Here is a 14,445-nt window from a genome sequence, read left to right on the forward strand (position 1 = left end):
GTGTCACTTTCGCTTTGGCAGCAGTGTCTTGCCCGATTGCAGGATGAGTTACCAGCCACAGAATTCAGTATGTGGATACGCCCGTTGCAGGCGGAACTGAGCGATAACACGCTGGCTTTGTATGCGCCAAACCGTTTTGTGCTCGATTGGGTAAGAGATAAGTACCTCAACAATATCAATGGATTACTCAACACATTCTGCGGCGCGGATGCCCCACAACTGCGTTTTGAAGTGGGAACAAAGCCCGTTACGCAAACGCTAAAAACGCCTGTGCATAACGTTGTCGCGCCTACGCAGACAACGACGGCGCAGCCGCAGCGCGTAGCGCCTGCGGCCCGTTCGGGCTGGGATAACGTACCAGCGCCGGCGGAGCCGACCTACCGCTCCAACGTCAATGTTAAACATACATTTGATAACTTCGTCGAAGGTAAATCCAACCAACTGGCGCGCGCGGCGGCACGTCAGGTGGCGGATAATCCTGGCGGCGCTTATAACCCGTTATTCCTCTATGGCGGCACCGGTCTGGGTAAAACTCACCTGCTGCACGCGGTGGGTAACGGCATTATGGCGCGCAAACCCAACGCGAAAGTCGTGTATATGCACTCCGAGCGCTTTGTGCAGGACATGGTAAAAGCCCTGCAAAATAACGCCATCGAAGAGTTTAAACGCTACTACCGCTCCGTTGACGCATTGCTGATCGACGATATTCAATTCTTCGCCAATAAAGAACGATCCCAGGAAGAGTTTTTCCATACCTTTAACGCTCTGCTGGAAGGCAATCAGCAGATCATTTTGACGTCGGATCGCTATCCGAAAGAGATCAACGGCGTTGAGGATCGTCTCAAGTCCCGCTTTGGTTGGGGGCTGACAGTGGCGATCGAACCACCAGAGCTGGAAACCCGCGTGGCGATCCTGATGAAAAAAGCGGACGAAAATGATATTCGTCTGCCAGGCGAAGTAGCGTTCTTTATCGCCAAGCGTCTACGCTCTAACGTACGTGAACTGGAAGGCGCGCTGAACCGGGTGATCGCCAATGCCAACTTTACCGGCCGGGCGATTACTATCGACTTTGTGCGCGAAGCGCTGCGCGATTTACTGGCGTTGCAGGAAAAACTGGTCACCATCGACAATATTCAGAAGACGGTGGCCGAGTATTACAAAATCAAAATTGCGGATCTGCTTTCTAAGCGTCGATCTCGCTCGGTAGCACGTCCGCGCCAGATGGCTATGGCGCTGGCAAAAGAACTCACCAACCACAGTCTGCCGGAAATCGGCGATGCGTTTGGCGGGCGCGACCACACTACCGTACTTCATGCCTGTCGTAAAATTGAGCAACTGCGTGAAGAAAGCCACGATATCAAAGAAGATTTTTCGAATTTAATCAGAACATTGTCGTCGTGATCCTATGAAATTTACCGTTGAACGTGAACATTTATTAAAACCGCTTCAGCAGGTCAGCGGCCCGCTGGGCGGTCGTCCTACGCTGCCGATTCTCGGTAACCTGCTCCTCCAGGTAGCGGACGGTACGCTTTCTCTGACCGGCACCGATCTTGAAATGGAGATGGTCGCGCGCGTTACGCTTTCTCAGCCGCATGAGCCGGGCGCCACTACCGTGCCGGCGCGGAAATTCTTTGATATCTGCCGCGGCCTGCCGGAGGGCGCGGAGATTGCCGTTCAGTTGGAAGGCGATCGGATGCTGGTGCGTTCTGGCCGTAGCCGCTTCTCGCTGTCTACGCTGCCTGCCGCCGATTTCCCGAATCTTGACGACTGGCAAAGCGAAGTTGAATTTACGCTGCCGCAGGCCACGATGAAGCGCCTGATTGAAGCGACCCAGTTTTCGATGGCTCATCAGGATGTGCGCTACTACTTAAACGGTATGCTGTTTGAAACGGAAGGTAGCGAACTGCGCACTGTCGCGACCGACGGCCACCGCCTGGCGGTGTGCTCAATGCCGCTGGAAGCGTCTTTACCCAGCCACTCGGTGATTGTGCCGCGTAAAGGCGTGATTGAACTGATGCGTATGCTCGACGGCGGTGAAAACCCGCTGCGCGTGCAGATCGGCAGTAATAATATCCGCGCGCACGTTGGCGACTTTATCTTCACCTCGAAGCTGGTGGATGGTCGCTTCCCGGATTACCGTCGCGTTCTGCCGAAGAATCCGGATAAACATCTGGAAGCGGGCTGCGATATCCTCAAGCAGGCGTTTGCCCGCGCAGCAATCCTCTCGAATGAGAAATTCCGCGGCGTGCGTCTGTACGTCAGTGAGAATCAGCTCAAAATCACCGCCAATAACCCGGAGCAGGAAGAAGCGGAAGAGATTCTGGACGTGAGCTACGGCGGGACGGAGATGGAAATCGGCTTTAACGTCAGTTACGTGCTGGACGTGCTCAATGCGCTGAAGTGCGAAACCGTGCGCATTATGCTGACGGATTCCGTATCCAGCGTACAGATTGAGGATGCGGCGTCACAGAGTGCTGCCTACGTTGTTATGCCAATGAGGCTGTAGAATCTGAAAAGGGGCTGGTTTACTTGCCATTTCGCCTCCCGGCAGTGCTCGAAATGCTCACGTACTTCGTGTACGCTCCGCTTTCTGCGCGCTGGCGGTAGACGAACTGGCTGCGACACACACGCCCCTGGACGAATGTACTAATATATGTCACTGACGCGCCTTTTAATCAAAGACTTCCGCAACATAGAAAATGCGGATCTCGCTTTATCCCCCGGCTTTAACTTCCTGGTTGGCGCCAACGGCAGCGGCAAAACCAGCGTGCTGGAAGCTATCTATACGCTTGGCCACGGTCGGGCGTTTCGCAGTTTGCAGCCTGGCCGCGTGATTCGTCATGAGCAGGAAGCGTTTGTTCTCCACGGGCGCCTGCAGGGCGAAGAGCGTGAGACGTCGATTGGCTTAACCAAAGATAAGCAGGGCGACAGCAAAGTCCGTATCGACGGTACCGACGGTCACAAGATCGCGGAGCTGGCGCATTTAATGCCGATGCAGTTGATTACGCCGGAGGGGTTTACTTTACTCAACGGCGGCCCCAAATACAGAAGAGCGTTCCTTGACTGGGGATGCTTTCACAACGAAGCCGGATTCTTCACCGCCTGGAGCAACCTGAAACGATTGCTGAAACAGCGTAATGCTGCGCTGCGCCAGGTGAGTCGTTATGAGCAATTGCGCCCGTGGGATAAAGAGCTGATTCCGCTGGCGGAACAAATTAGTACCTGGCGGGCGGAGTACAGTAGCGCTATCGCACAGGACATGGCGGATACCTGTCAGCAGTTTTTACCTGAATTTTCCCTGACGTTCTCTTTCCAGCGCGGCTGGGAGAAAGAGACAGACTATGCGGACGTGCTGGAGCGAAGCTTTGAGCGTGACCGTATGTTGACCTACACCGCGCACGGGCCGCATAAAGCGGACTTTCGCATTCGCGCCGACGGCGCGCCGGTGGAAGATACCCTGTCGCGCGGGCAGCTAAAGTTATTGATGTGCGCCTTACGTCTGGCGCAGGGCGAGTTCCTCACCCGCGAAAGCGGGCGGCGCTGCCTGTACCTGATAGATGATTTTGCCTCTGAACTTGACGATGCGCGTCGCGGACTGCTGGCCAGCCGCTTAAAAGCCACGCAATCGCAGGTCTTTGTCAGCGCAATTAGCGCTGAACACGTTATAGACATGTCGGATGAAAATTCGAAGATGTTTACCGTGGAAAAGGGTAAAATAACGGATTAACCCAAGATTAAATGAGCGAGAAACGTTGATGTCGAATTCTTATGACTCCTCCAGTATCAAAGTCCTGAAAGGGCTGGATGCGGTGCGTAAGCGCCCGGGTATGTATATCGGCGACACGGATGACGGCACCGGTCTGCACCACATGGTATTCGAGGTGGTAGATAACGCTATCGACGAAGCGCTCGCGGGACACTGTAAAGATATCGTCGTGACTATTCACGCCGATAATTCCGTGTCCGTAACGGATGATGGCCGTGGCATTCCGACCGGTATTCACCCGGAAGAAGGCGTCTCGGCGGCGGAAGTGATCATGACCGTTCTGCACGCGGGCGGTAAATTTGACGATAACTCCTATAAAGTCTCTGGTGGTCTGCACGGCGTGGGCGTCTCGGTAGTCAACGCTCTGTCGCAAAAACTGGAACTGGTTATCCAGCGAGATGGCAAAATTCACCGTCAGATCTACGAGCACGGCGTGCCGCAGGCACCCCTGGCCGTCACTGGCGATACCGATAAAACCGGCACGATGGTACGTTTCTGGCCGAGCCACGAAACCTTCACTAACGTCACTGAATTTGAATATGAGATCCTGGCGAAACGCCTGCGTGAACTGTCATTCCTGAACTCTGGCGTTTCCATCCGCCTGCGCGACAAGCGCGATGGCAAAGAAGATCATTTCCACTACGAAGGCGGCATCAAGGCGTTTGTTGAATATCTGAACAAGAATAAAACGCCGATCCACCCGAATATCTTCTACTTCTCCACCGAAAAAGACGGTATCGGCGTCGAAGTAGCGCTGCAGTGGAACGATGGTTTCCAGGAAAATATCTACTGCTTTACCAACAACATTCCGCAGCGTGACGGCGGTACTCACCTTGCAGGCTTCCGTGCGGCGATGACCCGTACGCTGAACGCCTACATGGACAAAGAAGGCTACAGCAAAAAAGCCAAAGTCAGCGCCACTGGCGACGATGCCCGTGAAGGTCTGATTGCGGTGGTTTCCGTAAAAGTACCGGACCCGAAATTCTCCTCGCAGACCAAAGACAAGCTGGTCTCTTCCGAGGTGAAATCGGCGGTGGAACAGCAGATGAACGAACTGCTGAGCGAATACTTGCTGGAAAACCCATCTGACGCGAAAATTGTCGTCGGCAAAATTATCGACGCCGCGCGTGCGCGTGAAGCGGCGCGTCGCGCCCGTGAAATGACCCGTCGTAAAGGCGCGCTGGATTTAGCGGGCCTGCCGGGCAAACTGGCGGACTGCCAGGAACGCGACCCGGCGCTGTCCGAACTGTACCTGGTGGAAGGGGACTCCGCGGGCGGCTCTGCGAAGCAGGGGCGTAACCGCAAGAACCAGGCGATTCTGCCGCTGAAAGGTAAAATCCTCAACGTCGAGAAAGCGCGCTTCGACAAGATGCTCTCCTCTCAGGAAGTGGCGACGCTGATCACCGCGCTGGGCTGCGGTATCGGTCGCGACGAGTACAACCCGGACAAGCTGCGCTATCACAGCATCATCATCATGACCGATGCGGACGTCGACGGCTCGCACATCCGTACGCTGCTGTTGACCTTCTTCTATCGTCAGATGCCGGAAATCGTCGAGCGCGGCCACGTCTACATTGCGCAGCCGCCGCTGTACAAAGTCAAGAAAGGCAAGCAGGAACAGTACATTAAAGACGACGAAGCGATGGATCAGTACCAGATTTCCATCGCGCTTGACGGTGCGACTCTGCACGCGAACGCTCATGCGCCAGCGCTATCCGGCGAAGCGTTAGAAAAACTGGTCTCTGAATATAACGCCACGCAGAAAATGATTGGTCGTATGGAGCGTCGCTTCCCGAAAGCGCTGCTCAAAGAGCTGGTGTATCAGCCAACTCTGACCGAAGCCGATCTTTCTGATGAGCAGACTGTAACGCGCTGGGTGAATGCGCTGATTACCGAGCTGAACGAGAAAGAGCAGCACGGCAGTCAGTGGAAGTTCGATGTTCATACTAATACGGAACAGAATCTGTTCGAGCCGATCGTTCGCGTGCGTACGCATGGCGTGGATACCGATTATCCGTTGGATCACGAGTTTGTGACCGGCGCGGAATATCGTCGTATCTGCACGCTGGGCGAGAAGCTGCGCGGTCTGATTGAAGAGGATGCGTTTATCGAACGCGGCGAGCGTCGCCAGCCGGTAACCAGCTTCGAGCAGGCGCTGGAGTGGCTGGTGAAAGAATCACGTCGCGGTCTGGCTATCCAGCGTTATAAAGGTCTGGGTGAAATGAACCCGGATCAGCTGTGGGAAACCACCATGGACCCGGAAAGCCGCCGTATGCTGCGTGTGACCGTCAAAGATGCGATTGCTGCCGACCAGCTGTTCACCACGCTGATGGGTGATGCCGTTGAGCCGCGTCGTGCCTTTATCGAAGAGAACGCCCTGAAAGCAGCGAATATCGATATTTAACCTGCCTTAATCCCCGGCCTACCGCTGGTTGGCCGGGGCATCATGATGTTCATCGACATAGCTGAATAAAAAATCTCTAAAGCGCTGAGTGGCGGGCGTTTGTGCGCGCCACGCATGGAAATAAAGGTTCATATTGCGCCGCAGCGGAGGCGTGAGCGAACAGGTCGCTAATTGGTAGCTTTTGGCGTAATGGCGGGAAAAGGTTCCGGCGATCACCACGCCTTCACACTGCGCCGCCAGCGACATGGCGGTCGCCATATGTTCCACCGTCATTTTGGGCTTAATGCGCACGCCAGCGGTTGCGGAGATCATCGGAATGGATTCGTTGCCAACGGCGATCAGCTCTTCGCTTTGAATCTCTTCCCAGCGAACCGTTTTTTTATGCAGCCGATAGTCCGGATGGCAGTACAGGGCGATTTCCGTTGTGAACAGCGTTTGTTTGTCGATTTCCGGTTCCAGCGGCCGCTCCGGGCCGATACCAAAATCGGCTTCTCCCAACATAATGCTTTTTTGTAATTGCGACATGGGCTTATCAATAAGCTGTACGTGGGTATGCGGATGCTGCCGCTTAAAGGCATGGATGATTTGCGGCAGAAAAGCACAGGCGATCAGCGGCGCGCCAACAACCCGCACCAGGGATTTTTTGATCTCTTTCAGGTCGCGGGCATAATTTTCGGCCCGTTGAAACTCTTCAACAACCCGCATGGCGGCGGGTAAAAACTTTTCGCCGTCGGGCGATAGCTTCACCACGCGCGAAGTGCGGTCGAAAAGGGAAACCTCCATCTGGCTTTCCATTTCGTTGATTAAACCGCTAACAGCTCCCTGCGTGATGCACAGATATTTGCTGGCGGCGGTAAAACTACGCAAATCCGCGACGGCCAGAAACGCGCGAAATTGCCGGATAGTTAAATTCATTTGCCACCTGTGTTACCCCTTTACTGAGAGGATTTTATCTCAGGCTGGATAAGGTCGCGTTGATACGACTCGCAAATACAGGGTGTCTGCCTGCGGCGCAGGCAGACAGTTGGCTTATTTTACGGTGATGGTTGGTGATTTTTTCATGGTTTCTTCGGTCAGTTCCTGGCCGATGCCGGGAAGCTCCGGGACTTCGTACATGCCGTTCTTCGGCAGGTAGTTGTATTTACAGGTCTGTGTATTCGGCTCCAGCAGCGCATACCGGTGCAGTTCGTGGATGACGAAGTTCGGGATCACGGTTTCCATATGCAGCGCCACTGCTGTGGAAATTGGCCCGCCGCAAACGTGGATTTGCACCGTTTTGTCGTAAACATGCGCCATATCGCAGATTTTCTTCACTTCGGTGATGCCGCCGCAGGTGCAGATATCGGGCTGAATAACGCTCAGGCTGCCGTTTTCCAGGAAAGGACGGTATCCCCAGCGCCAGTAAATACGTTCGCCAGCCGCCAGTGGAATATTGACCTTATCGGCAACCTGCTTCATCTGCGCGGGGTTCAACGGCATGACCGGCTCTTCGTAGTAGAAGACGCCCAGTTCTTCGATCATGCGGCCAAACTGAATCGCCGAGGTGGTATCCGTAAAGGCATGCATTTCGGCGATGATATCCACATCCGGGCCGACTGCATCGCGAATGGCGGCCATACGGTCGTAGCCCAGACGCAGGATTTTATCGGTGAGAGGCCCGTTGAGGTTTTGCTGGTTCCAGTTGCCGTGGCGATCCATTGCGACGGTATCCACTTTTATTGCGTCATAGCCTTCGCTGACGGCGGTCAGTGCCGCCTGTGCATACTGCTCCGGCTCGGTCAGCATATCTTTATCGCTGCCGTCCCCCCAACCAAACTGTAGCTGACTGGCGTAGGTTCTTATTTTCTCGCGGCTTTTGCCGCCAAGCATTTTATACAGCGGCACGCCCCACGCTTTGCCTTTGATATCCCACAGCGCGATATCGATGCCGCTCATCGCAGCGGAAAAGATGCCGCCGCCGCCCTGCCCCCAGAAGGTTTTTTTGAGCATCTTTTCCCAGATAGCTTCGTTATTCATCGGGTCCATGCCGATGATAATGGCGGCTAAATCTTTTGCCATGCCGATGCCTGCGGAGGCACCGACGCCGTAGGCCAACCCGACTTCGCCAAAACCGGAAATGCCCTCATCGGTATTAATTTTTACCACCACCGGACGCCATTTGCTGGTGGCGGACGCAAAATCGTTCGCCACATCAATAATATCAACGCTGGTAATTTTCATCATTTACTCCTCGTAATTAATATTTTTTAATCGTTAAGATTAATGCCGATACCACGGCGATAGCGCTGATAAAAACCAGGCATAGTAAGCCGCCGGTATAAGTTCCAGTGATAGAAATAAATAAGCCGATAAATACGGGGGATAATGAAGAGAGTCCATTGGCGACGCCGTTCATTACGCCGCTGGCGGCGGAAATAGATTTTCCGGGTATCATTCCCTGTAATAACGTCCAGGCAACGGGTGTACCCATCGTACAGAAAGCAACAGCAAAGGAGAGGAGTACCGCTGACATATATTTATGTTCGGTTATGGTGCCGAAATAGATACTGACGCCAGCGAAAAACATTAATACCATTAATATGGGGGCGCTGCGTCCTATTTTATCGACGAAGACGCCTGCGGCCGCTTTGGCAAATATCGACAGGACAAAGGGAAGCGACGCCAGCCAGCCCATTTCCGCCCAACTGAACCCTCTGGCTGATTTTAGATAGGTCGGCAGCCAGGTAATCATCCCCCAGTACAGGCATTGCAGACACAGATACCACAGCACCAGCAACCAATAGCTGTAGTTGGTAATCACCGGTTTTACCCGCAACATAAAACTTTCGCTGCTGCCTGCGCTTTCCGTTTCCTGCCCGGCTTTGATATAAGCCAGTTCCTGCTCGCTGATACTTTTATGTTGTTCTGGTTTATCAGCAACATATCGCCAAAGTAGCCAGAGTGGGATTAACCCAAGAGCGGCGCATAAAAAGAAGTTGGAGCGCCAGCCGTGGGTGCCTATCCACCAGGTGAAAAAAGGCATCGCAATGGCGGGAGCGACTGACTGGCCGACGATCCACGCCGCGTTTGCTCTGCCGCGTTCCTGCTTCGGGAACCAGTTTTTAATAAATACGCTTTGCAGTGGATAATAAAATCCCTCTCCGATGCCCAGTAATATACGGCAAATAATAATTAGAGCGAATGATGTAGCGACTCCGCCAATCATTAAAGCGATAGTCCAGATCAGAATACAAAGCATCATTGCTTTTCTGGGGCCGAGATAATCACCAAGCGGTGATAATACAACGTTAGCGATACCATAAGCGGCCAGAAAGACGGTCATCATCATGCCGATTTGCAATGGCATACCTTCAATACCCATATAGGCTAAGAAGGGTTCATTCGCGGCTAATACCGAAACATTAACGCGATCGAGATAAGCAATAAATATTCCAATAAACAGACAGGCAACGATTAAAAATCTTTTCCTGGTTGGGGGGGCGGTAAGGGCCATCGACATTAGCGATCTCCTTCTCATCGGATAAGGTTATTTTAAAATATAAGTTTTTGTTGATTTTTACTGATTAAGAACCAATCCCATTAGGCTCTAAGTGATGATGTCCAAAGTAGCAATACACATTCTTTTAGAAAAACGGTATTTTCTGTTTGATTAATGAGGTTATCTAATACATCAGGAGGGAGAATACGGCCTGAAAAGGGGAATCCCGTTTGTGAATCTTATCCCCCTTTCTCTCGGATTCTTTGCTGTTTTTTGAGCGGAATCGCGTTAGCATGAGTCAGGACTCATTTAATGCGGGGATTTCATGGCTATCAAACTTATTGCTATCGACATGGATGGCACCCTTCTGCTGCCCGATCACACCATTTCTCCGGCGGTTAAAAACGCGATTGCCGCTGCGCGTGAAAAAGGGGTAAATGTGGTGCTGACCACAGGCCGTCCGTATGCGGGTGTGCACAGTTACCTGAAAGAACTTCACATGGAACAGCCCGGCGATTATTGCATCACCTATAACGGGGCGCTGGTGCAGAAAGCAGGGGACGGCAGTACGGTTGCGCAAACGGCGCTCAGCTATGATGACTACCGTTACCTGGAAAAACTGTCCCGTGAGGTGGGTTCTCACTTCCACGCATTAGACCGAAATACGCTTTATACCGCTAACCGCGATATCAGCTACTACACGGTGCATGAGTCGTATGTGGCGACCATTCCGCTGGTATTTTGTGAAGCGGAGAAGATGGACCCGAACACCCAGTTCCTGAAAGTTATGATGATCGATGAGCCTGCCGTTCTCGACCGGGCGATTGCGCGTATACCGGCAGAGGTGAAGGAAAAGTACACCGTGCTGAAAAGCGCGCCGTACTTCCTTGAAATCCTCGATAAACGGGTTAATAAAGGCACCGGCGTAAAATCACTGGCCGAGGCGCTGGGTATTAAGCCAGAGGAGGTGATGGCGATTGGCGATCAGGAAAACGACATTGCGATGATCGAATACGCCGGTATGGGCGTGGCAATGGACAACGCCATTCCGTCGGTCAAAGAGGTGGCTAACTTTGTGACTAAATCGAACCTTGAAGATGGTGTTGCCTGGGCGATTGAAAAATTTGTGCTGAACCCCGATCACTCATCCGGCCATTTCCCCGCCCGATAAGGCATAGCCGCCATCGGGCAAATACGCGCTTAACGACCCGCACTTGCTGCGGGTTTTTTTATGTCTTTCGTTTACGTCTTATAACGTTCCCATAACCAATTGTTGTTTTTGTGATCTAAATTGTAGTACAACATAATTATGTTGTACTACATTAATGGCATGATAACGACGGTTGATATCACGCTAGTACTACAAAATTGCGGCGTAATTCAGCTATCGCGGTAAAGTAAGAGAGTTCACATCGAGCACAAGGACTCTCTATGACTCTCAATAAAACCGATCGCATCGTTATCACGCTGGGCAAACAGATTGTCAGCGGTAAATACGTACCCGGTTCGGCGCTGCCAGCGGAAGCGGATCTGTGCGAGGAGTTTGAAACGTCGCGCAACATCATTCGCGAAGTGTTTCGTTCGCTTATGGCGAAGCGGCTAATTGAAATGAAGCGCTATCGCGGCGCGTTTATCGCACCGCGTAACCAGTGGAATTATCTCGATACCGACGTGCTGCAATGGGTGCTGGAAAATGACTACGACCCGAGGCTTATCAGCGCGATGAGCGAAATACGAAACCTGGTGGAGCCAGCAATAGCACGCTGGGCGGCGGAACGGGCAACATCAAGCGATCTGGCTGAAATTGAGTCGGCGCTAAACGACATGATTGCCAACAACCAGGACCGGGAAGCGTTTAACGAGGCGGATATTCGCTATCACGAAGCAGTGTTGCAGTCGGTGCATAACCCGGTACTGCAACAGTTAAATGTAGCGATCAGCTCGCTACAGCGAGCGGTATTTGAACGGACCTGGATGGGCGATGCGGCCAATATGCCGAAAACGCTCCAGGAACATAAGGCGCTATTCGATGCGATACGGCATCAGGATGGCGATGCGGCAGAGCAGGCGGCATTAACCATGATCGCCAGCTCGACACGAAGGTTAAAGGAAATCACATGACAGCTCGCTACATCGCAATTGACTGGGGATCGACCAATCTGCGCGCCTGGCTTTACCAGGGCGACAAATGCCTGGAGAGCAGGCAATCAGAAGCAGGCGTTACACGCCTGAACGGTAAATCTCCTGACGCGGTGTTAGCAGAAGTCACAACACACTGGCGCGACAGCGCCACCCCAGTGGTAATGGCGGGCATGATCGGCAGTAACGTAGGCTGGCAAAATGCGCCTTATCTGCCGGTTCCCGCCCTGTTCTCCGCTATTGGCGAACAGTTAACCGCCGTTGGCGACAACATCTGGATCATTCCCGGATTGTGTGTCTCACGCGAGGATAACCACAACGTGATGCGCGGTGAAGAGACGCAACTGCTTGGCGCCCGCGAACTTTCTCCTTCTTCTGTCTATGTCATGCCCGGCACGCATTGCAAATGGGTACAGACTGATACGCAACAAATTCATGATTTTCGTACTGTGATGACAGGCGAACTCCATCACTTGTTGCTGCGTCACTCGCTGGTCGGGGCTGGTTTGCCGGAACAGGAAGTTTCTGGCGACGCCTATGCCGCGGGGCTGGAGCGCGGTCTTAATTCTCCTGCCGTCCTGCCTTCTCTTTTTGAGGTTCGCGCCTCGCACGTGTTGGGACACCTTGCGCGTGAGCAGGTCAGCGACTTCCTCTCCGGCCTGTTGATTGGCGCGGAAGTCGCCAGCATGAGCGAATCCTTCGCGGCGCAACAGGCTATCACTCTCGTCGCTGGACCCGCGCTGATCTCACGTTACCAACAGGCGTTTAGTGCTATTGGGCGTGATGTTTCAACCGTGGATGGCGATATGGCATTTCAGGCTGGAATAAGGAGCATCGCTCATGCAGTGGCAAACTAATCTCCCTCTCATCGCTATCTTACGCGGTATTACGCCCGATGATGCCCTGGCGCACGTTGGCGCGGTGGTGGATGCGGGATTTGACGCTATAGAAATTCCGCTTAACTCCCCACAGTGGGAAAAAAGCATTTCTTTCGTGGTGAAGGCGTATGGCGGCAGGGCGCTTATTGGCGCTGGTACCGTACTGAAACCGGAACAGGTAGACCAGCTTGCCGGGATGGGCTGCAAGCTGATCGTCACGCCGAATATCCAACCGGAGGTGATCCGCCGGGCGGTGAGCTATGGCATGACCGTGTGTCCGGGCTGCGCCACGGCAACGGAAGCCTTTTCTGCGCTGGATGCAGGCGCACAGGCGTTAAAAATTTTCCCGTCGTCGGCGTTTGGTCCGGGCTACATCAGCGCGCTGAAAGCGGTACTTCCGCCGGATGTTCCGCTATTTGCCGTCGGCGGCGTGACGCCGGAAAACCTGGCGCAATGGATTAAAGCCGGCTGTGTGGGCGCGGGATTGGGTAGCGATCTCTATCGCGCCGGGCAATCCGTTGAACGCACCGCGCAGCAGGCTGCGGCATTTGTTAATGCGTATCGAGAGGCAGTGAAATGAAAATAACTCACATCACCACGTACCGTTTACCTCCACGTTGGATGTTCCTGAAAATCGAAACGGATGAAGGCGTGGTTGGCTGGGGAGAGCCGGTCATTGAAGGTCGGGCACGTACTGTAGAGGCGGCAGTACATGAGTTTGCCGACTACCTGATAGGGAAAGATCCGGCGCGTATCAACGACCTATGGCAGGTAATGTACCGGGCCGGTTTTTATCGCGGCGGCCCGATTATGATGAGCGCCATCGCCGGTATTGACCAGGCACTGTGGGATATCAAAGGCAAGGTGTTGAATGCGCCGGTCTGGCAGCTCATGGGCGGCCTAGTGCGCGACAAAATCAAGGCCTATAGCTGGGTGGGTGGCGATCGTCCGGCAGACGTCATTGACGGTATTGAAAAATTGCGCGGTATTGGTTTTGACACCTTCAAGCTGAACGGCTGTGAAGAGATGGGCGTGATTGATAACTCCCGTGCGGTGGATGCGGCGGTCAATACCGTGGCGCAAATCCGCGAAGCTTTCGGCAGTGAAATTGAGTTTGGGCTCGACTTCCACGGTCGCGTTAGCGCGCCGATGGCGAAGGTGCTGATTAAAGAACTGGAACCCTATCGCCCGCTGTTTATTGAAGAGCCGGTGCTGGCGGAACAGGCGGAATATTATCCGCGCCTGGCAGCGCAAACGCATATTCCGATTGCCGCAGGCGAACGTATGTTCTCGCGTTTTGAATTTAAACGCGTGCTGGACGCGGGCGGGTTGGCGATTCTACAGCCGGATTTATCCCACGCGGGCGGCATTACCGAATGCTATAAAATCGCCGGAATGGCGGAAGCATATGATGTGGCGCTGGCGCCGCATTGCCCGCTGGGTCCAATCGCCCTGGCTGCCTGCCTGCATATCGATTTTGTTTCGCGCAACGCGGTATTCCAGGAGCAGAGCATGGGCATTCACTATAACAAGGGCGCGGAGCTGCTCGACTTTGTGAAAAACAAAGAAGACTTCAGCATGGACGGCGGCTTCTTTAAACCCTTAACCAAACCGGGTCTTGGCGTAGACATTGACGAGGCCAGGGTGATTGAACTTAGCAAAAGCGCGCCGGACTGGCGTAATCCGTTGTGGCGGCACGCTGACGGATCGGTAGCCGAGTGGTGATCGCCACGCTGTAGGCTCAACAAACGTCGCCCTCCGGGCAACCCAATTTAAATAT

General features: G+C 53.6%; 12 protein-coding genes. 9 read left to right on the forward strand and 3 right to left on the reverse strand.

Going from position 1 to position 14,445, the window contains the following annotated elements; translation table 11 throughout:
- From dnaA to gyrB, 4 genes are all read left to right on the forward strand, one after another.
- On the forward strand, window positions 1-1,401 hold the full coding sequence (gene dnaA / locus J1G48_RS00005; RefSeq protein ID WP_000059095.1) for a chromosomal replication initiator protein DnaA: 1,401 nt from the start codon (window positions 1-3) through the stop codon (window positions 1,399-1,401).
- A 4-nt stretch (window positions 1,402-1,405) separates the two neighbouring features.
- On the forward strand, window positions 1,406-2,506 hold the full coding sequence (gene dnaN / locus J1G48_RS00010; protein WP_000673474.1) for a DNA polymerase III subunit beta: 1,101 nt from the start codon (window positions 1,406-1,408) through the stop codon (window positions 2,504-2,506).
- A 147-nt stretch (window positions 2,507-2,653) separates the two neighbouring features.
- Window positions 2,654-3,727, forward strand: a complete 1,074-nt coding sequence (recF, locus tag J1G48_RS00015; RefSeq protein WP_000060081.1) for a DNA replication/repair protein RecF — start codon at window positions 2,654-2,656, stop codon at window positions 3,725-3,727.
- A gap of 28 nt (window positions 3,728-3,755) precedes the next feature.
- Window positions 3,756-6,170 carry a DNA topoisomerase (ATP-hydrolyzing) subunit B gene (gyrB, locus tag J1G48_RS00020; protein ID WP_000072047.1) on the forward strand — a complete coding sequence of 805 codons (2,415 nt, stop codon included), beginning with the start codon at window positions 3,756-3,758 and terminating at the stop codon, window positions 6,168-6,170.
- A gap of 18 nt (window positions 6,171-6,188) precedes the next feature.
- On the opposite strand, the gene J1G48_RS00025 is transcribed toward gyrB, so the two are convergent.
- The 3 genes from J1G48_RS00025 to J1G48_RS00035 form a co-directional block, all read right to left on the reverse strand.
- Window positions 6,189-7,085: a LysR family transcriptional regulator gene (locus tag J1G48_RS00025; RefSeq protein WP_001054589.1), complete on the reverse strand. Its 897-nt coding sequence runs from the start codon at window positions 7,083-7,085 to the stop codon at window positions 6,189-6,191.
- 114 nt (window positions 7,086-7,199) lie between these two features.
- Window positions 7,200-8,393 (reverse strand): mandelate racemase/muconate lactonizing enzyme family protein, encoded by a 1,194-nt coding sequence (locus J1G48_RS00030; protein WP_000975838.1) that lies wholly within the window; start codon window positions 8,391-8,393, stop codon window positions 7,200-7,202.
- Between the two features lie 13 nt (window positions 8,394-8,406).
- Entirely contained in the window at window positions 8,407-9,669 is a 1,263-nt protein-coding gene (locus tag J1G48_RS00035) for an MFS transporter (protein ID WP_000061259.1), read from the reverse strand.
- Window positions 9,670-9,973: 304 nt separating this feature from the next.
- On the opposite strand from J1G48_RS00035, the gene yidA reads away from it, so the two are divergent.
- From yidA to dgoD, 5 genes are all read left to right on the forward strand, one after another.
- Window positions 9,974-10,819 carry a sugar-phosphatase gene (yidA, locus tag J1G48_RS00040; RefSeq protein WP_000985570.1) on the forward strand — a complete coding sequence of 282 codons (846 nt, stop codon included), beginning with the start codon at window positions 9,974-9,976 and terminating at the stop codon, window positions 10,817-10,819.
- 260 nt (window positions 10,820-11,079) lie between these two features.
- Window positions 11,080-11,769 (forward strand): D-galactonate utilization transcriptional regulator DgoR, encoded by a 690-nt coding sequence (gene dgoR / locus J1G48_RS00045; protein WP_000174317.1) that lies wholly within the window; start codon window positions 11,080-11,082, stop codon window positions 11,767-11,769.
- On the forward strand, window positions 11,766-12,644 hold the full coding sequence (locus J1G48_RS00050) for a 2-dehydro-3-deoxygalactonokinase (RefSeq protein ID WP_000127132.1): 879 nt from the start codon (window positions 11,766-11,768) through the stop codon (window positions 12,642-12,644). Before dgoR ends, J1G48_RS00050 begins: the two co-directional genes overlap by 4 nt.
- On the forward strand, window positions 12,628-13,245 hold the full coding sequence (locus tag J1G48_RS00055) for a 2-dehydro-3-deoxy-6-phosphogalactonate aldolase (protein WP_001198739.1): 618 nt from the start codon (window positions 12,628-12,630) through the stop codon (window positions 13,243-13,245). The genes J1G48_RS00050 and J1G48_RS00055 overlap by 17 nt, the downstream gene beginning before the upstream one ends.
- Entirely contained in the window at window positions 13,242-14,390 is a 1,149-nt protein-coding gene (gene dgoD, locus J1G48_RS00060) for a galactonate dehydratase (RefSeq protein ID WP_000704735.1), read from the forward strand. Before J1G48_RS00055 ends, dgoD begins: the two co-directional genes overlap by 4 nt.
- Window positions 14,391-14,445 lie beyond the last annotated feature (55 nt).

This window comes from Salmonella sp. SAL-020, assembly GCF_017372215.1.
GTDB classification, from domain to species: domain Bacteria; phylum Pseudomonadota; class Gammaproteobacteria; order Enterobacterales; family Enterobacteriaceae; genus Salmonella; species Salmonella enterica.